This is a genomic window from Cohnella mopanensis (genome assembly GCF_022352055.1).
Classification (GTDB): domain Bacteria; phylum Bacillota; class Bacilli; order Paenibacillales; family Paenibacillaceae; genus Cohnella; species Cohnella mopanensis.
The window spans coordinates 121,866-147,559 of record NZ_JAKRWM010000012.1; the positions used below are offsets into that span (position 1 = coordinate 121,866).

22 protein-coding genes are annotated in these 25,694 nt (G+C 50.0%); 17 read left to right on the forward strand and 5 right to left on the reverse strand.

The features are described from left to right. Positions 1 to 10 precede the first annotated feature (10 nt). The 16 genes from L3D05_RS18435 (at position 11) to L3D05_RS18510 (ending at position 15,681) form a co-directional block, all read left to right on the forward strand. Positions 11 to 592, forward strand: coding sequence for a TerD family protein (locus L3D05_RS18435; protein WP_239617785.1), 582 nt, complete (start codon positions 11 to 13; stop codon positions 590 to 592). A 35-nt stretch (positions 593 to 627) separates the two neighbouring features. Next, positions 628 to 1,893, forward strand: coding sequence for a TerD family protein (locus tag L3D05_RS18440; protein ID WP_239617786.1), 1,266 nt, complete (start codon positions 628 to 630; stop codon positions 1,891 to 1,893). Positions 1,894 to 1,947: 54 nt separating this feature from the next. Further along, positions 1,948 to 2,757 carry a TerC family protein gene (locus tag L3D05_RS18445; protein ID WP_239617810.1) on the forward strand — a complete coding sequence of 270 codons (810 nt, stop codon included), beginning with the start codon at positions 1,948 to 1,950 and terminating at the stop codon, positions 2,755 to 2,757. A 102-nt stretch (positions 2,758 to 2,859) separates the two neighbouring features. Next, positions 2,860 to 4,068 carry an HpcH/HpaI aldolase/citrate lyase family protein gene (locus L3D05_RS18450; RefSeq protein WP_239617787.1) on the forward strand — a complete coding sequence of 403 codons (1,209 nt, stop codon included), beginning with the start codon at positions 2,860 to 2,862 and terminating at the stop codon, positions 4,066 to 4,068. Further along, the gene (locus L3D05_RS18455; protein ID WP_239617788.1) at positions 4,061 to 5,422 is read left to right on the forward strand and encodes a phosphoribosyltransferase family protein; all 1,362 of its coding nucleotides are present in this window, start codon (positions 4,061 to 4,063) and stop codon (positions 5,420 to 5,422) included. Before L3D05_RS18450 ends, L3D05_RS18455 begins: the two co-directional genes overlap by 8 nt. Continuing rightward, on the forward strand, positions 5,419 to 6,558 hold the full coding sequence (locus tag L3D05_RS18460; RefSeq protein WP_239617789.1) for a cysteine protease StiP family protein: 1,140 nt from the start codon (positions 5,419 to 5,421) through the stop codon (positions 6,556 to 6,558). The genes L3D05_RS18455 and L3D05_RS18460 overlap by 4 nt, the downstream gene beginning before the upstream one ends. Further along, positions 6,555 to 7,364: an HAD family hydrolase gene (locus L3D05_RS18465; protein WP_239617790.1), complete on the forward strand. Its 810-nt coding sequence runs from the start codon at positions 6,555 to 6,557 to the stop codon at positions 7,362 to 7,364. Before L3D05_RS18460 ends, L3D05_RS18465 begins: the two co-directional genes overlap by 4 nt. Then, positions 7,361 to 8,383: an ATP-grasp domain-containing protein gene (locus L3D05_RS18470; protein WP_239617791.1), complete on the forward strand. Its 1,023-nt coding sequence runs from the start codon at positions 7,361 to 7,363 to the stop codon at positions 8,381 to 8,383. The genes L3D05_RS18465 and L3D05_RS18470 overlap by 4 nt, the downstream gene beginning before the upstream one ends. A gap of 115 nt (positions 8,384 to 8,498) precedes the next feature. Further along, a complete protein-coding gene (locus tag L3D05_RS18475; RefSeq protein ID WP_239617792.1) occupies positions 8,499 to 9,209 on the forward strand; it encodes a hypothetical protein in 711 nt (236 codons plus the stop codon). Between the two features lie 20 nt (positions 9,210 to 9,229). Next, positions 9,230 to 10,327 (forward strand): toxic anion resistance protein, encoded by a 1,098-nt coding sequence (locus L3D05_RS18480; protein WP_239617793.1) that lies wholly within the window; start codon positions 9,230 to 9,232, stop codon positions 10,325 to 10,327. 218 nt (positions 10,328 to 10,545) lie between these two features. Further along, positions 10,546 to 11,223: a hypothetical protein gene (locus L3D05_RS18485; protein ID WP_239617794.1), complete on the forward strand. Its 678-nt coding sequence runs from the start codon at positions 10,546 to 10,548 to the stop codon at positions 11,221 to 11,223. 599 nt (positions 11,224 to 11,822) lie between these two features. Further along, complete coding sequence (locus L3D05_RS18490; protein ID WP_239617795.1) at positions 11,823 to 12,407, forward strand: hypothetical protein; 585 nt, start codon at positions 11,823 to 11,825, stop codon at positions 12,405 to 12,407. A gap of 58 nt (positions 12,408 to 12,465) precedes the next feature. Then, positions 12,466 to 13,143, forward strand: a complete 678-nt coding sequence (locus tag L3D05_RS18495) for a TIGR00266 family protein (RefSeq protein ID WP_239617796.1) — start codon at positions 12,466 to 12,468, stop codon at positions 13,141 to 13,143. 100 nt (positions 13,144 to 13,243) lie between these two features. After that, positions 13,244 to 13,786, forward strand: coding sequence for an RNA polymerase sigma factor (locus L3D05_RS18500; RefSeq protein ID WP_239617797.1), 543 nt, complete (start codon positions 13,244 to 13,246; stop codon positions 13,784 to 13,786). A 78-nt stretch (positions 13,787 to 13,864) separates the two neighbouring features. Further along, on the forward strand, positions 13,865 to 14,671 hold the full coding sequence (locus tag L3D05_RS18505) for an alpha/beta fold hydrolase (protein WP_239617798.1): 807 nt from the start codon (positions 13,865 to 13,867) through the stop codon (positions 14,669 to 14,671). 32 nt (positions 14,672 to 14,703) lie between these two features. Beyond that, positions 14,704 to 15,681 carry a sensor domain-containing diguanylate cyclase gene (locus L3D05_RS18510; RefSeq protein WP_239617799.1) on the forward strand — a complete coding sequence of 326 codons (978 nt, stop codon included), beginning with the start codon at positions 14,704 to 14,706 and terminating at the stop codon, positions 15,679 to 15,681. A gap of 75 nt (positions 15,682 to 15,756) precedes the next feature. Here L3D05_RS18510 and chrA read toward each other — a convergent pair whose 3' ends face one another. The 4 genes from chrA to L3D05_RS18530 all read right to left on the reverse strand — a co-directional run bounded on the left by chrA (position 15,757) and on the right by L3D05_RS18530 (position 20,920). Next, positions 15,757 to 16,296, reverse strand: a complete 540-nt coding sequence (gene chrA / locus L3D05_RS18515; RefSeq protein ID WP_239617800.1) for a chromate efflux transporter ChrA — start codon at positions 16,294 to 16,296, stop codon at positions 15,757 to 15,759. Next, positions 16,296 to 16,895: a chromate efflux transporter ChrB gene (chrB, locus tag L3D05_RS18520; RefSeq protein ID WP_239617801.1), complete on the reverse strand. Its 600-nt coding sequence runs from the start codon at positions 16,893 to 16,895 to the stop codon at positions 16,296 to 16,298. Before chrB ends, chrA begins: the two co-directional genes overlap by 1 nt. 3 nt (positions 16,896 to 16,898) lie before the next feature. Then, on the reverse strand, positions 16,899 to 17,351 hold the full coding sequence (gene chrS, locus L3D05_RS18525) for a chromate efflux transcriptional regulator ChrS (protein ID WP_239617802.1): 453 nt from the start codon (positions 17,349 to 17,351) through the stop codon (positions 16,899 to 16,901). Positions 17,352 to 17,569: 218 nt separating this feature from the next. Beyond that, positions 17,570 to 20,920 carry an SNF2 helicase associated domain-containing protein gene (locus L3D05_RS18530; protein WP_239617803.1) on the reverse strand — a complete coding sequence of 1,117 codons (3,351 nt, stop codon included), beginning with the start codon at positions 20,918 to 20,920 and terminating at the stop codon, positions 17,570 to 17,572. Between the two features lie 219 nt (positions 20,921 to 21,139). On the opposite strand from L3D05_RS18530, the gene L3D05_RS18535 reads away from it, so the two are divergent. Further along, a complete protein-coding gene (locus tag L3D05_RS18535) occupies positions 21,140 to 23,743 on the forward strand; it encodes a hypothetical protein (RefSeq protein WP_239617804.1) in 2,604 nt (867 codons plus the stop codon). A gap of 219 nt (positions 23,744 to 23,962) precedes the next feature. On the opposite strand, the gene L3D05_RS18540 is transcribed toward L3D05_RS18535, so the two are convergent. Further along, entirely contained in the window at positions 23,963 to 24,283 is a 321-nt protein-coding gene (locus L3D05_RS18540; protein WP_239617805.1) for an ArsR/SmtB family transcription factor, read from the reverse strand. Positions 24,284 to 25,694 lie beyond the last annotated feature (1,411 nt).

Below are 25,694 nucleotides of genomic sequence, written 5' to 3' on the forward strand. Positions count from 1 at the left end.
GGGGTTTGCCATGACGATCAGCTTGTCGAAGGGGCAAAGAATCGATCTGACGAAAACGAATCCCGGTCTGAAGCTAGCGGTTATCGGACTTGGATGGGATACGAATAAATATACGGGCGGCGATGGGTTCGATTTGGACGCATCCGCGTTCTTGTTGCATCAGAACGGTAAAGCAGGCGGGATAGAGGATTTCGTATTTTATAACAATCTATCCGTCTATTCCGGAGCAGTCCTGCATACCGGCGATAATCGCGACGGGCAAGGTGACGGGGACGACGAGCAAATTAAAATCGACTTCTCCAAAATTCCCGAAACAATCCACCGGATCGGCATTACCGTAACGATTCATGACGCGGAACGGCGCAACCAAAATTTCGGACAAGTATCCAATGCGTTCGTTCGATTGTTGGACGAGCAATCCGGAAGCGAAATTTTACGTTATGATCTCGGGGAAGACTTCTCGGTAGAAACGGCCGTTGTCGTGTGCGAACTGTATCGCCACGGACCGGATTGGAAGTTCCAGGCGATCGGATCTGGATTTGCCGGCGGTTTATCGGCGCTTGCTCACAATTATGGCCTTGACGCCAAGTAAATGAACCTGTACAACCAAACGGAGGCTATCTCGCAATGTCGTTGTCGATCATCAAAGGTCAGAAAGCAGATATCACCAAAACCAATCCCTCATTATCTCGCGTAATTGTCGGAATGGGTTGGAACACGTCCCCTGGGGTCGATGTGGATTTCTCGGTGTTCGTGCTTCAAGCGAACGGCAAAGTCCGGTCGGATCAAGATTTGATATTCTATTCGAATCCTTCCGGTGCCGCAGGGGCGATAGAAATCGTAGCGGAAAGCAACAGGAAAACTTATGGAAACCATGCGGATAAAGAACAAGTAAACGTCTTGTTAGGCAACGTTCCGAAAGAAATCGAGAAGGTTCCTTTTACCTTAACGATCTATGAGGGAGATGCCCGCAAGCAAAATTTTTCGTCAGTGAACGATGCCTATATTAGAATCATCGATGAAGCTACTGGCAACGAATTGCTTCGATATGAACTTGGAAAAAACTTTCCTATCGAAACGGCGATTGTCGTGGGAGAATTATATAGATACAACGGAGACTGGAAGTTTAATGCGATCGGGTCGGGCTATTCCGGCGGATTGTCCGCGTTGTGCGGTAGCTTCGGCGTCGACGTTAGGGAGGATTCCGCGTCCAAGCCTGCAGCAGGACAAGCTTCCCCTCCACAACCGCCGTCTCAACCGCCAGCCGCGCCACCTTCTGCGCAGCCGACTACGATACGCCTAGATAAGATCGAGCTTCGTAAGAAGGGAGAGGTCATCAACCTTCAGAAGAACTCGGGCTCGCTGGGAGAAATTCTTGTTAATTTGAACTGGAATCGCAAGAAGTCGGGCGGTCTATTCAAAGCAGCTTCCGGAATCGACTTGGATTTAGGTTGTCTTTTCGAAATGAAGGACGGATCGAAGGGCGGCGTTCAAGCGTTAGGCAACGCTTTCGGAGATTTTAGCCGTCCGCCTTACATCTCCTTGGATGGGGATGATCGTACTGGCGCGCTGGCCGGTGGCGAAAATCTAAGAATTAATGGCTCGAAGGTTTCGGAAATAGAGAGAATCGTAATCTTCGCGTTCATTTATGAAGGCGTGACGAACTGGTCTCAAGCAGACGGCGTAGTGACCATAACCCAATCGGGCGGTCCCGATATCGTCGTGAGAATGGACGAGTACAACAACAGCAAGGGCTTATGCGCTATCGCAATGATTAAGAACGTGAATAATCAAACCTTCAGTATCGAGAGGCTCGTTCAATTTTTCGATGATCAGCAGAAGCTGGACGTCGCCTACAATTGGGGACTTCGTTGGTCTAAGGGCAGGAAATAGAAAAGGGAATAGAAATCGATATACAAAATTTGGGCAAATATCGGTAGGGGGAGCATCATGGCAGATTTTTTTAGTAATTTCTTTGATAGTTTCGCAAGTTTCTTCGATTGGAACCACATGGGCCAAATTTTATCGGAGCCTTCGACTTGGGGGATTATCGGTACACTAGTCATTCTCGAGGGTTTGCTCTCGGCTGATAATGCGCTCGTACTCGCGGTTATGGTCAGGCATCTTCCGAAGGAGCAACAGAAGAAAGCTTTGTTCTACGGACTTATCGGTGCCTACGTCTTCAGATTTTTGGCCATCGGGATCGGAACTTACCTGGTCAAGATCACATGGATTAAAGTCGCAGGGGGGCTCTATCTACTCTGGATCGCCCTAAGTAACTTGTTCCACTTGGAATTCGCTTTCGCTCGAGTCGGCGGCATTCCGCTCATTCCTTACATTCGTCGTAAAGAGGAAGAGGAAGAGGGCGAAGTCAAGAATAAAGGCCTTAGCTTCTGGCGTACCGTTCTTGCGGTTGAAATCATGGACATTGCTTTCAGTATCGACAGCGTGCTCGCGGCGTTCGGCGTAAGCGAAGAGGTATGGGTATTGTTCCTCGGAGGAATTCTCGGGGTACTGATGATGCGTGGCGTTGCGCAGTTGTTCCTGAAGTTGATCGAGAAATTCCCGGAACTCGAGAAAGCGGCTTTTATCCTTATTATCGTTATTGCCGCTAAGATGATTTCCGGAGCGTTCGGATTCCATGTCTCGCATGCGGTATTCTTCTCCATTCTGATCGCGATCTTCGTAGGAACGATGATCTACAGCTCCGTCAAGAGAAAAGGACAAGAGGCAACAGCTTCCGATTCCGCCAAATAGTCGTTCGTAGCAAATATCCCTCATGGACAAGTGGGGGATATTTTTTGGAAGCGACGATGGATTCATATTCAAAGGTAAGAAGCATTAAGGAGGGTGATGTCGGTGCGGTACTTTGACTATCTGACCCCGGAGCAGGAAAACGATATTTTTCATCATCTTCCAACGGAGTTTAACAATAGGACCGAGCAAGAAGTATTGGCGTATGCGGTCGGAGCGGCGCTGTATATGCCGGCGATCAGGCTGACGATCGCGGAGGATATCGCGAACAAGAAGATCAAAGGACTCGTGTCCATGGTCATCGATCTAGAGGACGCGGTTGGGGACAACCAAGTTCATTTCGCGGAGCATAATCTATGCCAGACGATGGACAAGCTGGAGGATTTCTTGAACAGGGGCATTTTGCTCCCCCAATCGATCCCTCTTCTCTTTATTCGAGTAAGATCAGCGGAGCAATTCGATAGATTGCTTGTACGATTCGGGGATCAAGTACGGCTCATTACGGGGTTTGCTTTTCCTAAGTTTACGGCTGCCGAAGGTGAAGATTACTTCCGTATATTAGACGCTTACAATAAAGGCAAAGCTCCGGACGCCCCGATCCTATATGGGATGCCGATCTTGGAAACGCCGGATGTCATCTACCGGGAGAGCCGATTGGCTACGCTGCTTCGCATTCAGGCGCTATTAACGAAATACAAGCCTTATGTGCTGAACGTGCGGATCGGAGCAACGGACTTCTCCAGCATGTTCGGATTAAGGAGAAACCCTGATATGACGATCTACGATATCGGCGTTATCCGGGATTGCGTAACGGACATAATCAATATTTTCGGAAGAGAAGACAATCGATTCATCATTTCCGGCCCCGTGTGGGAATATTTCAAGAGCGACCGCGTGCTGAAGCCTCAATTGCGGGCCACGCCGTTCCAAGAAACGATGGGCAAAGACGGCCTAAGGCTGAGGATGTCGTATTTGGATCGGTACGTGGACGGTTTAATTCGGGAAGTTGCCTACGACAAGGAAAACGGAATTATCGGCAAAACGATCATTCATCCGACGCATCTGCAACCCGTACAGTCGATGTACGTCGTAGCCCATGAAGAATACATCGATGCAATGAGCATCATTTCCAATAGCCAAGGCGATCTAGGCGTCATGAAGAGCCAGTACGAGAACAAAATGAATGAAATTAAGCCGCATCTGAACTGGTCCAACCGGATCATGATCCGAGCTAAGATTTTCGGGGTGTTACATGACAAACATAACTTCACCTGCTTACTCGCGGATACACGGCGAGAGGAAGCGATTGTATAAGATTGTTGAGGGATTGGAAGTAACAGTGGACATCACTTCGAATCCTTACGGCATAGAGCTAGATCATCTCTTCCAGATGGCGGCGAGAATCAATAAGAAACGCAGCTTTCTGTTCGTCAGTAAGTTGCTGGGCAAGCATCTCCCGGTCCATCCGTCGCTATCTCTAGCTTCGGGGGCAATGCTGGGATGTTTATATGAGACCACGATACTTGAGCGCCAGCCGGCGTCACCCGCCTCCTTGTCTGTGCAACAATTGCAAGAAGCTTGTAACGATCCGAAGAAAGCTGATGAACTATACCGTCGATTAATGGACAACAAAATCAAGGTGGACGAGCCTACCCTGTTCATTGGATTCGCGGAAACGGCTACTGGGCTGGGACATAGTATGTTCGATGCGTTCGAAGGGAACGTCATGTACTTGCATACGACTCGCGAGCAAATCGAGCACAGAAGATCGGTGATCAACTTCGAGGAAGAGCATTCCCATGCGATGTCTCACCGCTGTTATGCCGAAGACGCGGATACTTTTCGCAAGGCTTCCCGTATCGTCCTCGTCGACGATGAGATGACGACGGGGAAAACGTCGTTGAACATCATAAAGGAGTTATTCGAGAAGTTCGGCCAACGCGACTATATCGTGGCTAGTCTGCTGGATTGGCGTTCGCAAGCCGATAGAAGCCGATTCGATCAGTTGGAGCAAGAGTTGGACATTCGTATTCGTTGCTTGTCGTTCGTCGAAGGGGCGATAACCGTGGAAGGAAGCCCGCTCGTTCATGAAGAACAATCGGCGACAACGGAGAAGCCGGATAATGCCGTCAGCTTCAGACGGTTCGATGTATCGGACTTTTTCTCGCATGTTAGCGGATCGCATACCGAGAAAGATGATATTCCTTATCTACAGAATACCGGCAGATTCGGGATGAATGCCCTGCAAGGGGCGGAGCTGGATCTGGAAGTTGCTCAAGCGGCTAAAAACTTGGGCGAGCGAAGAACGGGCAAGCGTATTCTATGTATGGGTACCGGCGAGTTCATGTATGTACCGATGCGGATTGCGGATCTCATGGGCGACGGAGTTTATTATCAATCGACGACGAGGAGCCCCATCTATCCGATGCAACAGAAGAATTATGCCGTAACTTCCGCCTACCGGTTCGAATCCGTGGACGATGAATCCGTAGCCAACTTTATGTATAACGTGGCACCGGGGCAATATGATGAAGCTTTCGTTTTTATAGAACGGGAATTTGAAGCGGACAAGGGTAAATCCTTCGAACGGGCGTTATCCCGGATTGGAATTCCGATCGTAAACCTCGTTTTCTTCGGCAAGTCGGAGCTTCCGGGGGTGCGCTCATGAGTGCTTCGATATTCGACGGAAAGATAGCTTCTCCATCCGTGATGGGGAGCTATAAACCTAATGACGTCGTCTTTTTGCTTAAAGATCTGAGTAATGTGGCATTGGAGAGGGGAACAGAGGACCGAGAGGAAGCGATTCAATCGGGCACTCATTATTCCGAGATGCTGCCGGTAGAATACCGGCCGTCCGAGGCGTACATTGCCCTCTTCCATAAGACTCTTCAAGCGACGGCTAGGCGGGTTGCGCTGGCTGCGGCCGTCGTATCCGAGCAGACCGTGCGCAAAAGAGGTTCCACGCTGGTGCTAGTCTCGCTGGCCAGAGCGGGAACGCCGATCGGCGTATTGATTCGTAGATACATTAAGGAACGTTACGATCGAGATGTGCCGCACTACAGCATTTCGATTATTAGAGGCAAAGGCATCGACGAGAACGCTCTTAAGTATATTTTGCGGACCCATCCGCAAGCCGACATTCAATTCGTCGACGGATGGACGGGCAAAGGGGCCATCCGTAAAGTGCTTATTGACGCTTGCGATAGCTTCGAGCAGAAATACGGAATAAGGCTGAGCGACGATCTGGCCGTGCTGGCGGATCCAGGATGCTGCTCCGCAACCTTCGGGACGCGAGAAGACTTTCTGATCCCGAGCGCTTGCTTGAACTCCACCGTGTCGGGATTGATGAGCCGAACCGTCTTGCGGGACGATCTCATCGGACCGGATGATTATCATGGCGCCAAATATTATCGGGAGTGGGAGAAAGACGATCTATCGAACGTCTTTATTGACGCGATCGAGGCCTACTTCGAAGAAGTGAGAGAAGAAGCAGGGGAGGAAGCCGAGTTGCTGATGGAAGCTACCGGCGATCCCGTGACTTGGAAGGGCGAACAGGATATTCGCAGAATTCAGCAAGATTACGGCATTGCCGACATCAATCTGATCAAGCCGGGAGTCGGGGAAACGACGAGAGTGCTTCTAAGAAGAGTGCCGTGGAAAATTCTCGTGAACGACCCGGACAATCCGAATTTGGCTTCGATCCTTCTTCTGGCACGCGACCGAGGCGTCCCCGTCGAGGTGTATCCGGACTTAACTTATTCTTGCTGCGGGATCATTAAGCCGTTGAAGGGGGAAACAGATTGATCTTTGCTTGCGATCTGGACCAGACGCTCATCTACTCCCGGAATTCAATGGGACCGATCGAGCAACCCGATGAACTCGTACCTGTTGAGTGCTACGAGGGGGACTATCTTTCGTACATGACCCGGAAGGCATACGATGATTTGCAAGCTCTTAGCCGGCGGATTCATTTTGTTCCGACGACGACAAGAGTATACGAACAATATCAGAGAATATTCGGACTAACAGAAGGCGTCGTTTCGCGCTATGCCATCGTCAGTAACGGCGGTAAGGTGCTTGTCGATGGCCAACCGGACAGGGAGTGGGATAGCCGCGTACGGGAGGCCGTGCGCGCTGAGTGCGCGTCCTCTCTTGACATCAAACGGATGTTCTACGAATTAGTAGCTAAGGAATGGGTAATCAAAGATCGATATTGCGATGAGTTGTTCTACTCCGTAATCGTAGATCGGGCTAGTCTTCCCGAAGGGAAAATGGACGAGCTGGCGGCTTGCCTGCAAGATCATGGATGGAACTGCTCGCTTCAAGGAAGAAAAATCTATCTCGTTCCCGATCACGTTAACAAAGGCGCGGCGGTGCGATATGTGAAGGAATTAGCCGGAGCCAAGTACGTGTACGCGGCCGGGGATAGCTTGCTAGATGAAAGCATGCTCGATGTCGCGGATGAGTTCGTGGCTCCTAAGCATGGGGAGTTATATCGGAAATACGGCGTACACGCCCATATTCGATTTACGGAACGCGCAGGAATCCGGGCGTCCGAAGAAGTCGTGGGCTCGCTGATGAATCGGATGGAGGTAAGGAACGCGTTATGACGAACATCTATTTTAACCGCTGGTTTTCCGTTTCCTACCACTATATGAACATGATTCGCGATAACCCGGACGGGGGCAGCTTCAAATTTTACGGTACCCATCCGGATCCGAACCATCTTAGCTTGCAAGCATGCGATTATTCCGAACGGGAGCCGGTGCTGCATGGCACCGAGTACGTCGATTATGCCGTGGACTTCTGTCGCCGCCATGAAATCGATATTTTCATCCCGCGTCTCAAAATGCTCGATATCGCCAAGGAAGTCGAACGTTTCGACGCGATCGGCACCAAGGTCATGGTATGCAGAGACATTCCGTTACTGGAGAGTATGCTGGAGAAGGATCGATTCTATGAAACGTTGCAAGGGACGGGAGTCGTGGCAATTCCGGAATACTACGTCGTCGAAACCGCGGACCAATTCAAGACGGCTTATGATACTCTTGTTCGGAACGGGCATCGGGTTTGTTTTAAACCGACGGACTCCGAGGGGGGCATGGGATTTCGAATCATCGATAATGACATGGATCCTTTGGCCAATCTGTACGGCTGGGTAAGCTCGTCGGTTCCCTTCGAGCAAGCGTACGGCACATTAAGCGCCGTAGAGAAATTTCCTAAGCTTATGGTGATGGAGCTTCTTGAGGAGGACGAAGTCAGCATCGACTGCCTAGCGGATCCGGAAGGGAAGCTGATCGTTGCCATACCTAGGAGGAAATCCTCCGGAAGAATTTATTTGCTGGACGATGTGCCCGAGCTGATGGAAATTGCCGAGAAAGTATCGGCTAAATGCCGGATTCCATACGTATTTAACATACAGGTGAAATATAACAAAGGCGTTCCTAAGCTATTGGAGATTAATCCTAGAATGTCTGGTGGGTTGTTCATTACGTGCCTGAGCGGAGTAAACATGCCGTACCTAGCGGTGAAGACGATAATGGGACAATCTTTCGAGCGGCCTGATCCTCGGTTGGGAATCAAAGCGAGTTATCTCGAGCTGCCGATTGTTATGCAGGGCAAAGGCTGACCACACATAATAAATTGACGAGAGCGGTTGAAAACCATACACTTGTGTTATATAACCACTTGAACAAGAGGTTCAATTACTGACAAAGGTCATATGACAGGAGGTACGCGAAACATTGCTTCGTTCCAAATGGGGGCTTGCCTCCGTAATCGTCGGTTATGTTGTAGGTCTTGTATCAGTTAACTTTGTTCATGTTACCGTATCTTTAATATTCCCTATCTTGGGAACTCTTCTGGGCTCTACGATTCGTCAAGCCGAGCTTAAAGTGGCCAAGTTGGCCGCGGAGAGAGAGTCCGCCAATGCGGCAGCGTCGGCGGCAACGAATAGCACTCAACGGGTAGATCAGTTACGCGGCGAGAATAATTCGGTTCCCGATACGTCCGCGGGGCATGCAAACCATCCGCATGGGCATAGAGGCCCTGCTCTTGGACCGGAATGGGACACGGTCATGGATTATATTGGAACGATCGAGGATATGGTGCTGATCGAGGGAGAGAAGAACAATCTGGACAACGAGATCGTTCAACGTACTCTATCGCTGCTCGTCAGGTTAAATCGGGTCATTCCGCAACTCGTCCAATTCAACAACGGGGACATTAATCACAAGATCCAACGCCTTGTCTTGAAGGATCTCAACGGAACCATTACGCCATTCCTTAATCTTAGCGGAGAAGCCAAACGGCAGAATCGCAGAATTTTATTGAACAGCCTTAAGGATATCGACGGTCAAATTACGACTTACACGGGTTTTATCGAGCAGAAGGATCTTATGGAATTGAAAAACAAAGCTGAGCTCATTCACCAGCGTTACGGTGCGAGCAACTAACTCTAAGGGAGGATTTAAGCATGAGTTCGCAAGTCATTCTGCTTAAGGATTCAGACGCGGCAAAGGTTCAACAGGAAGCGCAAGCAACGATTCAACGCATTTCTTCGACGGACGCTACTCAATTGGATTCTCTAATGGACGAAATCGGTAGAATGGGCCAGAAGACGATGGAAAAAGCCGGAGCTAACCTGACTTTGCTGGAGCGTCCGTTGAACGATCTTCTGGGCGGCAAGCGTTCGGAAATCGCCGGCAATATTTTGAAGCTGCGCAATGAAGTGGACGACTTGAACCGGAGCAAGGATCTATCGCTAATGCAGAAAATTTTGCGCAAAACTCCGATGAAAAACTACATCATGAAGTATCAGTCGGTTAGAACCAACGTACAAGCGATCATCTCCGCGCTGCGTAACGGCAAAGACACGTTGGAAGAGAACATCGTGCATATGCGCAATCTGAAGCAAATGTGTCTTCAGGAAATGTATAACGTTCAGCAACGCATAGAGATGGGGAACCAGCTTAAAGTATTGTTCGAGCAAGAAATCGCCAAGCCGGAGAACGAGTCGAGAAAAGCTCAGTTGGAACGGGGCTTGCGCAAGGTCGTTACTCGGATTCAAGCCTTGACCGAGATGATCATGCTGTACCAGCAAGCGATTGCCGGTTCGGACATCATTAACGACAATAATGACAAGCTGATCGATTCGGTTGACGCGACAATTGATAAGACGCAGCATCTCATTACCGTGTCCGCGATGATCGCAACGGCTTTGGATGATCAGTTGAAGGTTATTGATGCCGTTAACACTACGAACGAAATGCTTGGTAAGCAGTTCGCGGAAAATGCCCGTCTTCTCAACGAAACGACGCAGAAGACGACGCAAGCGATGACGAAGTCCTCCATGTCGATGGAGCAAATCAACCAAGCGATGAACGATCTGACTTCGGCGATTACCCGTTGCGAAGAGTCCAACCGTACGATTATCGCATCGGCGACGGAACAAACCACGCGCCTGACCGAGATCAACAAGCAAATGGGTCAACGTCTAGGTTTGCAAGCCGGGACAAGCTCTCCAACGCCGGCTGCCATTCAACAGCCGGAAGTCACGAGTTTATTGGACTAATTGTTTATTATGTTAAAGAGTTTAATTGTCGCAGGTACGCTAGTAAGACCAATGCAGTTGCGCTCGCTCGACCAATGCAGGTACTCTAGCAAGACCAATGCAGGTACGCTAGCAAGACCAATGCAGGTACGCTCGAAAGACGCGTGAAGCACACGCCGTCGGTTCCCCACAGGGAGCTGGCGGCTTTTTTATTTTCAATTTGGGAGGAGCAGGTTGATATGTTCGAGAAGGAATATGAGCTTTTTTGGAAAAAGCAGGTTAAGGGAGTTGGAGGGCAGAGGCTTGAGATGTTGCAGAGGGATTTGACGGGGACGAGGAAGCTGCTGGAATCAGTATTAATTCCTGTATTCGGGAGCTTTGAGGATTTGGAGATCGAATATGAAATGGTCAGCTTATCAGGTACGAAAATATACGCTGATGTATTTCATTCCCGGTTGCGGGTCGTTTTCGAGGAAGACCACTTCGTCACCCATGCGGAGAAGATAACGCGGGACCGGTTTTCCTTCGAAAGGGCTCGCGCTCGTTCGGTTGCGATCTTCGGGTACATCTATTTTCCGTATAGCCGGGATGAGTTGGATAAAAAACCGGAGTTCTGCCAACGGAATTTATACGAATTAATCGGTCGTATCGGTATTGCGGAAGGAACAGGTTTGCTCGAATTACCCGTATACGAGAGAGAGGCCATGCGCTTTGCTTTGCTGCGGAATAAGCCGTTCCAGATGGCGGACATATGTACATGGCTCCACCTTAAGAGAGAGGCCAGCAGGAGCGTGCTGCGAAATCTCGAGTCCAAGGGACTAGTCTATCCTGTTGGGGGCGGCAGCACTAGATGCCATGCTTTCATGATCACGGAGAAGGCGAAGGATCTTTTCCATCGGAATAAGCAGCTCGAGTAGGGTGTGCGTGCGTGCAGGCGGACGTGCGTACGGACGGGCGTATGGAATTGGAGGGGAAAAGCAACGAGGAAAACCGACTAACTCATGCGTAGGAGGGGGAGTGAGGGAGAAGTAGCGAGGAAAAACCGATTAATTCATGCGTAGGAGGGGGAGGAGGAGAGAAGTAGCGAGGAAAAACCGACTAACTCATGCGTAGGAGCGGGAGGAGGAGAGTAGTAGCACGGAAAAACCGACTAACTCATTCGTAGGAGGGGGAGTGAGGGAGAAGTAGCGAGGGAAAACCGACTAATTCATTCGTAGGAGCGGGATGAGGAGATAAGTAGGGGAAGGAGAGAACCCGTTAGGAATATGACCCGTCATGAATCCTCTCTCAGCTGGATACACTATAGTATCCGGCCTGATAGAGAGGAAGTCGATTCCATGATCATGAGTTGGGTTATCGGCATTGGCATTCTGGTTCTGATCGTCGTGGCGAGCAGCGAGAAGGCGGAAGCGATCATGGAGCTTTCCGAGGAGTAGGATGGCAAAAGATGTTCAAATGTCCCCCGATTTGGTACTATACCAATAGATAACTTCGCCAACCGGGAGGAGCATACTGCTTGGATTTTACTTTTGAAATCTTAGATCCTACCACGATTAACGTTCGATTCAATTATGGAGGCGAATGGTTCGAGTTTAATTTGTACTGTAAACAGAACCAATGGATTCTTCATCCCTTCGATGCGAATTTGCTAGGTAACCCGGACATGTGCCGTCTCGTCGTGGCGGACCTGCTCGCGAATAAACCGTTTCAGGTTATGCTAGCTAAGGAAAGGATTATGCTGTCTCAACTCAGAACGTCAATCGATGTCTCCGGCAATCAGAACGACTACGATCGGGTTCGGGGCGGAAGATTCGATGACGAGGTTGAAGAAACGGGCAACGATCCGATAGACGATTGGGTTAGAAACCATACTTTCGATGAAATATTGGCCCAAGAGCTGCAAGCAGTCGAGGAGCGACTGCAGCTCTTTAATACTTTGTTGCAAAAAATGTTCTATGAAAATTTGGGTCCTGGAAACGTAGAGTTTGATAAAATACAAGAAATTACGCGAATTTACAAAGATACTGCTGGTAGATTAGATGAATTGATAGATCCGGACAGCCTCTTAGGAGACCGTAACAAGGATGGGCGTCGATTCTAGACCGCTGTACCTGAGATCGTTGAACAGATAAGCCAATCAGACACTCGGAGGGTTAACGATGAAACATGAAGTTCTGTATCAGGGAGCATTCGCGTTGCTGAAGATTCAATTGAACGCAGGCGAGGCTGTAAAAGCGGAATCGGGCGCAATGGTGTCCATGTCTCCTAATATCGATGTTAAAGGGACTGCCGATGGCGGCATTATGGCGGGACTGGGAAGAATGCTGAGCGGCGAAACGTTCTTCTTTCAAGAGCTGGCTGCGAACCGGGGGGGCGGAGAAGTGTTGCTCGCTCCGTCGTCCATGGGGGATATTCAATCCGTGGAGCTGGACGGCTCCTACCGTCTGTTCGTGCAGAAGGATGGTTTCTTAGCGGGAACTAGCGGAATTCATGTGAATACGAAAATGCAAAATCTTAGCCGTGGTCTCTTGTCCGGCGAAGGGTTCTTCATTATCGAGATCAGCGGCACCGGTACGGTGTTTTTATCTTCCTACGGCGCTATTCACGCCATCAATCTCGAGCCAGGAGAAGAGCGGATTATCGATAACGGGCATCTGGTCGCTTGGCCTGATTACATGAACTATACGATCGAGAAAGCTTCCAAAGGCTGGTTCTCCAGCATTACAAGCGGTGAAGGGTTAGTATGCAGATTCCGCGGTGAAGGAGTCGTACTCGTACAAACCCGCAATCCTTCAGGATTCGGCAGTTGGATCAAGAAGTTTATCCCAAGTCGCTAATCGTGTAGTTTTTGCGAAATTTTCTGTGAATTCTTAGCAGACAAGCTCTCTTTTGATATAATGGGGGATATTGAGGTTCACAGAATAGAGGTGCAAACCTATGGATATGCAACATACCGTCAACAGGGGCATCCCTGTTATCTCTTACGAGCAATTATTCGAGCACTACAAAGATAAAATTTTCAGCTTCGCATGGAAAATCCTGCGGAGTAAAATGGATAGCGAAGAGGCCGTTCAAGAGACGTTCCTTAAGCTGTACATTAATTTCGAACGCCTTGACCCGGCAGGGTCGGTCTCCTCTTTAATTTTCACTACGACGAAGAACATCTGCATCGATATTTTGCGCAAGCGGAAAACCAAGCTTACGTTAGCTCATCCCATGATGAAGCACGAAGGCTGGGAAGACCAGGCTGCCGATGCGATGCGGCCGGAAGACGCGCTGATCTTGAAGGAAGCTTCGGAGCATTTGCTAGCGGCGATAGATAAGCTTCCTAAAGCTTATCGACTGATGGTCTATCAGCGATACGTGCTGGATATGTCCATGGAAGAGATCGTCGAGATGAACCATGTCAAGATGAACACGGTAAAGTCCCGTCTGAAGAGGGGCCGGGATTTACTTAAGAAGCATATGGAGAAGGCCTAGTCAGTAGCCGAGAAACGCCGGGGGATCCGGATATTCTCGGCTCTTTGTTTGAAGGATGACAAACGAGAGGTGAAGATGATGGCAAAAGACATTATAACCCGCAACAACGTTACTATTACGGGTAAAGGCGATCGGCCAATAATATTCGCGCACGGTTTTGGATGCGATCAGGAGATGTGGCGACATGTCGCGCCTGCCTTCGAGGAAGATTACCGCGTGATCTTGTTCGATTACGTTGGCTCGGGAAAATCGGATTTGAATGATTACGATCCGGTAAGATACGGTCAATTGGACGGGTATGCGCAGGACGTACTTGAGATCGCGGAAGCGTTGGAGCTTCGCGATGCGATATTCGTAGGGCACTCGGTTAGCGGAATGATCGGAACGTTGGCTTCGATCAGCCGCTCCGAATATTTCGGGCAACTGATCATGCTCGGACCGTCACCTTGTTACGTTAACGATCTACCCGACTATTACGGTGGATTCGACAGAAAAGATATCGAAGAACTGCTAACCATGATGGAAATGAATTTCACGGGCTGGGCCAGTTACTTGGCGCCGATCGTTATGAATAATCCTGAGCGTCGCGAGCTGGCGGACGAGCTTGAACAGACGTTCTGTTCGAGAGATCCCGGTATCGCGCGTCAATTCGCGGAGGTAACCTTCTACTGCGATTGTCGCGAAGAGTTGAACAAGGTTACGGTTCCATCTCTTATCCTGCAATGTTCCGAGGATAGTATCGCTCCCATAGAGGTAGGAGAATACTTGCATTCGAATCTGAGGAATAACACTCTGAAGTTGATGAGGGCGAAAGGCCATTATCCTCACTTAAGCCATCCGGAAGAAACGACGCAATACATTAAACAATATTTGATGCATTTCTGATTCGTTAATTATAGGGAAAGGGCTGCGGCCTTATGGATGACCAGTTAAATTATGCTCCATGCGGTTTTATTACTCTATCGAATACCGGAATGATTACCGACGCCAACCAAACGCTGCTAAACCTGCTTAAATACGAACGCGGCGAATTGCTTAATCGGCATATCGAGACGGTTATGAACGTTGCGAATAAGATTTTTTTCCATACTTACTTTTATCCGTTTATCCAGCTCAATGGTTACGTCAACGAGATCTATCTTACACTTAAGAATAAGAACGATATGGAAGTGCCGGTACTCTTGAACGGAGTTCGCAAAGAGCGCGACGGGGACACTTATATCGATTGCGTCTTAATCGAGATGCGTAAGAGGATTGAATATGAACGGGATATCCTAAGTTCGAAAAGAAAGCTGGAGGAATTGAACCAAGCGAAGGATGAGGCGCACGAGACGCTGAAAGCCTTAAACGAGGAACTTGAGAAGAAGCAGGAAGAGCTTATCAAGCTGAATCGAAGCCTTGAAGCGCAAGCGTCGACGGATGGTTTGACCGGCGTGAAAAACCGCAGATCGTTCCAGGAAAGCCTGGAGGGGAGCATGTCCTTATTCAATCGGTTACAGATTCCATTCTCGTTGCTTCTCATCGATATCGATTATTTTAAGCGGATTAACGATACCTACGGCCATCCCGTGGGGGATGAAGTTCTTATTAAAGTGGCGAAAATCATGCAATCGCAATCCAGGGATATCGATATCGTGGCTCGTTACGGGGGAGAAGAATTCGCCATCATTTTGCCGGACGCCAATCGGGACAACGCCGTTCTCGTCGCCGAGAGGTATCGTATGGAGATCCAACAAGGGGATTGGGGCGAATACAATATCACGGTTAGCGTAGGCGTGGCAACCGTATCGGATGCAGATGATGAAGAAACGATAGTCTCGAGAGCCGATCAGTCGTTATACACCTCGAAAAGCAGAGGGCGGAATCGAGTGACTCATTCCGATGATCGAAGTTAGCAAGAAAAAGGAGGAGCAGACTAACCGTCTGGTCCTCTTTTTTATAATCACGCGCGAAGATGACTATGAAGTGGATTAAATATAGGGCACGACGATTCCTCCGTATATAAAAGCGCACAAAATGACGAAGGCGGGATGGATTTTGCGTTTCTCCATCGCCCATAACGCAATAGCGGCAATGATAAGGGCTTGCCAGATTCCTAGAGAATCGATGGAGGTTCTGCCCATCTGCCACGTCAGCACAAGCATCAGGACGGCGATAACGGGCTGTACGAGCAGCGTCATGCCTTTCACGACGGAGGATTGCCGATAACGCTGCATGATTCTCAGCAGTACGATAAGGGCGACGGCGGAAGGGACGACCGTAGCCGCCAGCGCTATCAGAGCACCCGGAATTCCAGCTACGTCATAACCGACGAACGCCGCGATCTTGGTCGCGATCGGTCCCGGCAACGTATTGCCGAGCGCGAGAATGTTCGAGAACTGGTGGTCCGAAGTCCAGTGGTAATGGGTAACGACTTCCTGGTACATCAATGGGATCGACGCCGGTCCGCCGCCGTATCCAAGCACGTTCGAAAGGAAGAAGCCAAGCAATAGGTCGATGAAGTCTTTCATTAGGCTTCACCTCCGGGTTTGTTGGCTTTTGCTTTCCATCGATCGACGATTCGATAATGGAAAGCCCCGTAACCTAAAAATAAGACGATCACGATGGCGGGATGAACGGGGACGATCTGGAGCAGTACGAACGAAATCCCGCAAAACACGACGAGCATGATCTTGCCGAGACCTTTGTAGGCTCTCTTGACGAATTCGTAGGCCATCACGCCGAGCATGACGGAGATGACGGGCATAACGGCGACGATCATCCCTTGGACGACGGCGGAGTTGCTTAAATAGTCCACAAAGGCAAGCAGGCCAATCATTGCGATCGCGGATGGCAATATATGCGTTAGAATCGCGACGATGGAACCAAGAACGCCTTTCAAGCGATAGCCGAGGTAAGCGGCCATCTTCGTGGCGATCGGCCCCGGCAACGCATTGGCGATGGCGAGAATTTCTCCGAATTCTTCGTCTTCCATCCAGCGATAGCGGGTTACCGCTTCATAGCGGATCAAGGGAATGACGGACGGGCCGCCTCCGTATCCGAGAATACCCGTCTTGCTCATTGCCCAGGCGAGCTGGGCGTAGGGCCTTCCTATCGTTTGTTCGGACATCGGTTACAACCTCATTCCCATTCTGCTCTTATAGCGAGTAATCAGTACTTGGCAATCGACGCTCACGACTCCCTGAAGCCGATACAGCTTCTCGTTCAAAAAAGTTTCCATTTCCTTATTGTTCGTAAACAACCCATGCATATGCAATTTGCTTGGGCCTGTCATATGGTAAAGGCTTGTAACCGCAGGTTCATCGGCCAGGACATCGGCCACGGTTTGCAGGCATTTCGGCTCGACCTCCACGTTGAAGAAGGCAGATACGGTAATGCCGATCTTCTCGGGATTGATGACGGCGGTGAAACGTTCGATAACGCCTTCGTCCATGAGCGCGTTGATTCGTGCTTGTATGGCTACGCGGGAGAGGCCGATATCCTTGGCTAAGTCCGTATAAGATATTCTTCCGTTCGCGTTCAACGCTTTAATGATCTGCCGGTCGATATCGTCGATATGCTGCATGAGGAGCAACTCCTTTGTTATACAAGATTTCGTTCATTTTATTTCGATACGAAATATAATCTTGTTTAATAATTGCAATATGTAACAATATAACGCCATTTTATTTCATTTTCAATATTTCGATCGGTAAAATGTTGCCATACACAATCAATGGACGATTCGATCGCTGAGCGAAAACCCCCACTCCAACGAGGAGAGGGGGTCATTAGCGTTATATTTTATTGCAGCATCAGAATGTCTCGGATTTCTTGCTCCGTCAGGGTCGATAGCGCTTCTTCGCCCGGTTGGATCAATTCCTCGATCAGATTCTTTTTCCTTTGCTGGAGCGCGTACATTTTCTGTTCGACCGTGTCGTGGGTAATGAGACGCAGTACTTGCACGACGTTCTTCTGTCCCATCCGGTGGGCGCGGTCCGCAGCTTGCTGTTCCACTGCGGGATTCCACCAGAGGTCATACAGAATCACGGTATCGGCTCCGGTCAGGTTCAGTCCCGTGCCTCCGGCTTTTAAGGAAATAAGGAACAGGTCCCGCTCGCCTTCATTGAATCGATTGCAAAGCTCGACGCGCGCGGAGGACGGAGTCTGGCCGTCCAAGTAGAAAAATGGAACGCCCTGATCACCGAGCTCCCTGCTGATTATTCCTAGCATTTCAGTGAATTGCGAGAAGATGAGCATTCGTTTGCCTGCGCTGCGGCATTCCTCGACGATTTCCATGAGCTGCTCGAACTTGGCTGAACGGCCTTCATAGTCTTCTACGAACAGGGAGGGATGGCAACAGAGCTGACGGAGCCGAGTTAAGCCAGCAAGAATTTTGATCCGGCTCTTCTGGAAGCCTTCTTCGTTCAGATGCTTTAGCGTTTCTTTCTGAAGCTTGGCCAAGTAAGCCATGTACAGCTTCTTCTGCTCCGGAAGCAGTTCGGAAGTTTGGAGCGACTCGATCTTCTCGGGCAGTTCCTTCAGTACGTCGGTCTTCAGCCTCCGCAGCAGGAATGGACGAATTCGCTTGGCGACGGTTTCTCTTGTCAGCTCGTTGAACGTCCTCCGGTCTTGGAACAATTGTGGAAATACCGCGTCGAAGATCGACCACAGCTCATCGATGGAATTTTCCACGGGTGTTCCGGTAAGCGCGAATCGATAACGGGCTTGAATGCCTTTCACCGCATGAGCCGTCTGAGTCGCGTGATTCTTGAAAGCTTGGGCCTCGTCCAGAATAAGCGTGTGAAATGACGGTGCGGCATAGGATTCGACGTCCCTGCGCAATAGCGGGTAGGAAGTAATGACGACGTCTACGTTGGATAATTGTTTTAACGCGCGATCTCGCTCTATTTTACTTCCGTCCGCAATGATGGTACGAACTTCCGGAGCGAACTTCTTAAGCTCGTTGCGCCAGTTGTACATCAGGGAAGCCGGGCAGACGATAATTACCGGCATCTGCTGGTCTTTGATCTCAGGTAGCATGGAGACGATAAAGGCGATGCTTTGGAGCGTTTTCCCCAAACCCATGTCATCCGCCAGAATACCGCCGAAGCGATAGTGGGCAAGCGTCTTCAGCCATTGGTAGCCATACTTCTGATAGTCTCGCATAATCGTGGCGAGATTGTCCGGTACGGGGAATTCCAGATTGTCCGGATTTCGCATGTTGTCGAGTAACGCACGGAAAGATTTGCCGAGCTTAATCGCATTGCCTTGTTGTTCGGAGTTCATAAGATGAAGGCCCCGCACGACAGGCAGACGGAATTCGGTACCTAGAAGATCGCTTTTACGAACGCCGATATCATTCATGAACCGATTGATTTCATCATAATCGATGCTTTCTAGCGGCATTAAAGCTCCGTTAGGTAGCTTGTAATACTTGCGTTTCTCGCCGAGCGCTTTCAGGAGATTGCGAATTTCGGTCTCGGGTACGCCTTCGATCTCGAATTTACATTCCAGCCAATCGGTGCGCTCGTCCACGTCCACTCTGATTTTCGGAGGGGTATGACCGACGTGCAGGCGAGCCTTAACGGCCGAGGTCGCATACACCTGAAGCAGCTTCTCGAGCTGAGGAACGATATGGAACAAAAATTCATATTCGCCCTCTTCTTCGTCCATAAAATATCCGCTCTCGGTTTTGGCGAATCGGCTCTGATCTATCAACTCCAGTATTCTTGCTTCCTGCTCACCGTCCCGCATGAGAATGCGGTTCGTGCTGCGTCGCTGGCCGCTCCCCTCTAGAGGATTGATGATAATATCGCCATATTGAAACTCCAATCCAGCAAGCAGCTTGTCTCTCACTCGATCCAAGTACAGCTTAGCCTTGAGCGGCGCTTGGACGAGGCGTTCGGATACTTCCTGGGCAATGCGGACGCTGCCGAGTTTCATGAGACCGGGGATGACCTGCTCCATGAAAATCTCCATTTGTTCGGGCTTGATCCGCACTTCGCTTCTTTGGGAAGATTCCAGCATCCGCTTAAGCTCGGAGAGTCGGGTGCATTGATCGCCTTTCAGCTTCAACAGCTTGCCTTCGGCGAGAACGATCCCGTAAGCGTCCATGACGGTAATCCGATCCAAGCCGACCACGTCCAACTGGTAGCTTTCCTGGTCGCCATCTGTCTGGTCTCGGTTAAATTCGAATTGAAGCGGTACCGGTTCGTCGACCAAACGGATTCCTTCGTAGATTTGGTTATCCTGCTCGAGCTTTACGATGGGCGCATCGGCAAGCAATGGAACAAGATCTTCCCAGGCGGACGGGGGAATCAGAAGCATTCTATCGCCGCTCATATGGCTTGCGTGCGCGGAATAAATGCTGGAAGTTTCCCTGTACATTTTCTCGTTATGATAAATATCGATTAGCTGCTGGAGGATGGCGCCGTTCTCTCTAGTAAAGCGGTGAAGCTCCGGTTCATACGTAAAATGCTTGGTGAAAACATAGGATTCCCTTCGGGCGATCCGTTCAAGCAGCTCTCTGATTTTCCGCACGATGTACCCTTTGCCGGGACCGACCTTAAGCTCCACTCCGAACATATATTTACGATATCCGTATGGGAATGGGCTAAAAGTAAACTCCACATCCAACGCTTGCCTCGAATCTAACAAATGCCTAGCATGGCTCGAACGCGGTGGTTTATTACGGAATAGGCCGAGCATACCGCTAGCGAGTTCGTTGTCTCCGGACGACCCGGAAGAGCCATTCGCCGTGGCGGTTGTGAATCGTGGAGTCAATTGCCCCGTCCCTTGGACGGAAGAGTGATTATCCTCCGTTGAGAACAACGAGGCGTACGAACGGACAGGAGATTTGCCTGCATTCTGTATATCGTGCACGCTGAGCAGGACCGCTGCAATATGCTTGCAATATTTCGGGGAAATATCGAAGACCGGGCAACTGCATTGCGCCCCAACATCCCCATTACGGTCGATGCTGATCTGCACTTGGAAGCTATCGATTCCTTTAACCGTGGCGATATATTGCGACGAATCGGAATCGTACTCGGTGATCGTCACTTTGCCTGCGCGGTAATCGGCTTCTCCCCGTTCATAGGAATACGGGCCGCATAACAGCTTGATCACCCGTTTCGTCAATTGAAAGCTCATTGCTGTACTCCTGTCTATTGAAATGCGTATTTGTCTTGCTTCTCGGAATTTATATACTCTTATGATAACAGATTGGAGAGGAAAGTTACGATCGGGCTATGGGGGAGGATCGCCGACTCGTCAGGGAAACTTTTCCACATCCGATTCCGTCTAAGTTAGTAAGGCGAACTTGGCAGGTATGGATGGCGCCTTAGACGAGAGTTAGGCGAGGGATCCGAGATGAGTAAAAGGTGGATATGGGGCGGAATCCTAGTGACGATCGCGGTGGCTGCGGGTATTGCGTGGCTAGTGTTCGAAAGCCGGCATGAGCGGATGAGACCTGCATTTAGTGTCGTGAGCGAACCGATAACCGTAACGTCGAACGATCGCTGGACGCAGATCGACCAATGGCAGAAGGCTAGCTCCTCATTCGCTACGAATTCGAACGAACCCATTGTGTTATATAAGAATGGTCAGACGAAGCAAGCTCTCTATGCGCTTAGGGGGTCTATTTTCTTCGAACAGGTTGTCGTGGGTTCCAATGCGGGCAAAGATGCTTCTTCGGAAGATGCGGGTACCCCTCCGCTAATTAAATTAGCCGGCGAACAGGCTGTTTACTGGATGCAAGGGGATCACCTTCTTATCGGAGTCGCATTGCAGCAAAATAATCCGGAGAGCAGTCTGCGCGGGGAGTGGTATTCCGTTCAAATGAAGGGAGAGGCCGCTCCTGAAGCGGTTAGGATCGAGGAAGCTTATCAAGATCCAAGAAGCGTTTTATCCGTTACGGCAGTGGATGATCCAGCGCTCTTCGTGCTCGCGATTGCCGACGATGATCGGCGATACCGAGAATTCGCTTATTGGCCCGGCGATCCGAGCTTGCTCTCGGTTAACGTCGAGGCAGGGGGAAACAGGGATGCGGCATACGAGCGATTCGTATCACAACGGCCTGAGAAGTCGATGCAGCTACAAAGTTATCGGCAAATTCTATCCGCTGAAGGTGGCGAGGGAGAAGGAGAGGCACTTAGGGCGTTGCAGGACGAGAGAGGCACGCTCATTGCCGCGAAGTGGGGGAGCGGTAATCGCGGGGTTGTGCGCTACCCGGGGTATAAGACGGAAAAGTTGGTGTGGAAGGATGATATTGTAGGGCAACGGCAGCCATTGGCGTTGTTAAGCGGTATTAATGATAGCGGAAGCGGGCGCCAAATGCTATCTTTACCATTTAGCGGTTCGGTTTCGGTGCTGGAAGCGGCTCCGGAGTTGCTTCATACGGAGTGGCGCATGGTGGACTCGGGCAGTTTTTACACGGTGGGGAATGGGACTGTGGATACGATTCGATATATTCAAGGGGATCGAGACGATACTAGTTTCGAGAGACGCCATTATGTCACGAAAGGGTCACTTGTAGAGGAAATCAAAGGATTGCTGACGTATGAGACTTCGGAGACGCGCCGTCGCGAATTTTTATCGGTATTTGATTTGTTGCTTGGCTCGGGGGACATCGGTCAGATGTGGCTTGGAGAGCCGCTAACGTTAGTTAAATCTGCTGAACAGGGCGGCGAACCGCAAATTCCGACCGTCAAAGTCAAGCTCCCGCAGAAGATGTGGGATCTCTCTTGGATGGATACAGAGGTACCTCAAGAGGTACAGAAGGCGATGGAAGCCGGTAATGCCTCCGGAGAGAGTTGTCTATTCGATTGCGATCCGGATTTCGCCGCAGTCAGGCAAATCCGCTCCATTGACGGAGTATGGCATGTGCTTCAGGATAAGCGCTTGTTCCGTCTGGAAGGAGGCAGCCTTAAGCTAATCGGACAGTTGCCGATTACATTAAGAACGACGATCGGCGAAGGAGCTAACGGATATACGGCACAAGATTATATTCGGGCGGATGGGAGCTGGTATGTCGCGGACACGTTCGCGGATCGGGTCATTCGATTATCGGACTCGCTCGAAGTGACCGGTGTGTTGGAATTGCCTATGCCTTATCGGCTTAAAGCGGTTAAAGATGGGCGCTTGGAGATCACGAGCTTAAAGGGAACGACAACGGCTGGGCTTGAGCGATTGCAGGTCGTCAAACAATCTCCGGCCGATCCGGTAGCCTCTGGTAAGTTATCAGTCGTAAGCCATGAGATTGACGCCGCTACGTACTACAAAGATCCGAACACGGGCAACGGCTGGATGTCCGTTTACGGTAACGTATTTATGCTGTCTAAGCAGGATGGAAACATGAAGCTTTTGCGTTATTTTATCGGATATCCGGAGAGCGGGAGAACTGTCGTAAAGCCGTTGCCTTATAAGAAAGATATCGTGATCCTGTCGGATAACAGGGTCGAACGATTATCTGGCGGCGGGCAATGGAAGCAAACGATCGCGTTTCCTCAGGATACGACCGATTGCAACGGATGGGCCGACGGGGAGAATAGTTACGCCTATGATGCGGAGCGGGGGGAAATCTATCTGGTGCACGGCTGTAGCATCATTCTGATCGACTTGGTTAACGGCACGGCTAAGCCGATCTTCTCCCAAGCGGAGTCGCGAATTGGCAAGCTTGCTCAATATGGTGACAAGATCCTCTTTAGCGTCGAGGGCGACAAGGGTTCGTATTCATATTCGGCGATTACCTATCCCTATTCGAACGAACTTGTTGCGTTGGATAAGCAAAGCGGGAAAATCGAGCGGTATCAATTAGAAAAGGGATGGGTAAGCGAAGGGATCGCTGGAGGCGAAGGGGCTAGCAACGGGACAGCTATTCTGAAGCTGGGGTATAGGCCATCCTACGGCGAAGCTCTTCCTGATCAACCTCAACTGGGTACCATGGATTTAACTCAATTAAACTCTCGAAAGTAACTTTATACCAAATAAAACAGCTTCACCGTTCTTGGAACGGCGAAGCTGTTGGTATACAGAAAAGGTATCGAGCTTCGAGCTTTACTCCGTACACTAGGTGTTACAGAATATTAGCAATGAATGAAAGCTAGAAAAGTGCCTTGAATGTGCGATGGGTTACCTCGGATGATGTGCGAAGACCCAAAAAGTGCCTTGAGTGAAGTCAGTGTAACACATATTTTAACTACGCTTACCCAAAATGGATAACGAACGAAGCCGTTCTTTGCGGCCGGGCAGTTGCGATAAGAAAATTTTGAGGTCGGGGAAGTCGTCCAAATTCAACGAATAGAACACCCACTGGCCGCGTTTCGTCTCTTTAACAAGGCCGGCGCTTTTTAGTTTGCGAAGATGTTGGCTGGCATTCGGTTGACTCGTGCCCAGTAATTCTACGATATCTCCAACGCATAAATCCCTCTCCTGCAGAAGACCTAATATAGCCAACCTAGTCCGATCTCCCAGTAACTTTAGAAGTTCGGCCATTTCCGCTAGTTTATCGTTCATCGTTCCGACCTCATTTCTCCGTTTAGGGTGCCATTTAGCATCAATAAATTCGTATATAACGATATAATAATTTATACCATAAAATACTAACATAATAAAGATAGATGCCGAGGCAGATCGGGTCACCATAGTCGCAAAAGCCGACTATACGAGAGTGGAGTGGCAACGAGGGGAGAGCCCGCCATAGTCGCAAAAAGTGACTATACGGGAGCGGCAACGAGGGGAGAGCACGCTATAGTCGCAAAAAGTGACTATAAGTGAGGGGCAACGAGGAGAGAGCCCGTCATAGTCGCAAAATGCGACTATACGAGAGCGGCACCGAGGAGAGACCCCACCATAGTCGCAAAATGCGACTATACGAGAGTGGCAACGAGGGGAGAGCCCGCCATAGTCGCAAAAAGTGACTATAAGTGAGGGGCAACGAGGAGAGAGCCCGTCATAGTCGCAAAATGCGACTATACGAGAGCGGCAACGAGGGGAGAGCCCGCCATAGTAGCAAAATGCGACTATAAGCGAGGGGCAAAGAGTAGAGAGCCCGCCATAGTCGCAAAATGCGACTATACGAGAGCGGCAACGAGGAGAGAACCCACCATAGTCGCAAAATGCGACTATACGAGAGTGGCAACGAGGGGAGAGCCCACCATAGTAGCAAAAAGTGACTATACGAGAGCAGCAACGGAGAGAGAGCCCGCCATAGTCGCAAAAAGTGACTATAAGCAAGCCGCACCGAGGAGAGAGCCCACCATAGTAGCAAAAAGTGACTATAAGCAAGCCGCACCGAGGAGAGAGCCCACCATAGTAGCAAAAAGTGACTATACGAGAGCAGCAACGAGGAGAGCGCCCACCATAGTAGCAAAAAGTGACTATAAGCAAGCCGCACCGAGGAGAGAGCCCGCTATAGTCGCAAAAAGTGACGATAAGGGAGTGGCAACGAGTAGAGAGCCCGCCATAGTCACCAAATGCGACTATACGAGAGCGGCAACGAGTAGAGAGCCCGTCATAGTCGCAAAATGCGACTTTACGAGAGCGGCACCGAGGAGAGAGCCCACCATAGTCGCAAAAAGTGACTATACGAGAGCCGCAACGAGGAGAGCGCCCACCATAGTAGCAAAAAGTGACTATAAGCAAGCCGCACCGAGGAGAGAGCCCGCTATAGTCGCAAAAAGTGACTATAAGTGAGTGGCAACGAGTAGAGAGCCCGCCATAGTCACAAAATGCGACTATACGAGAGCGGCAACGAGTAGAGAGCCCGTCATAGTCGCAAAATGCGACTATACGAGAGCGGCACCGAGGAGAGAGCCCACCATAGTCACAAAAAAAGCGACTTAGCTAAGTCGCTTTCACTCTTGCGAAGAAACCGGCGATGGCCATTTCGGCGGCTCCCATCATGGACGAGCGTTCGCCAAGCTCG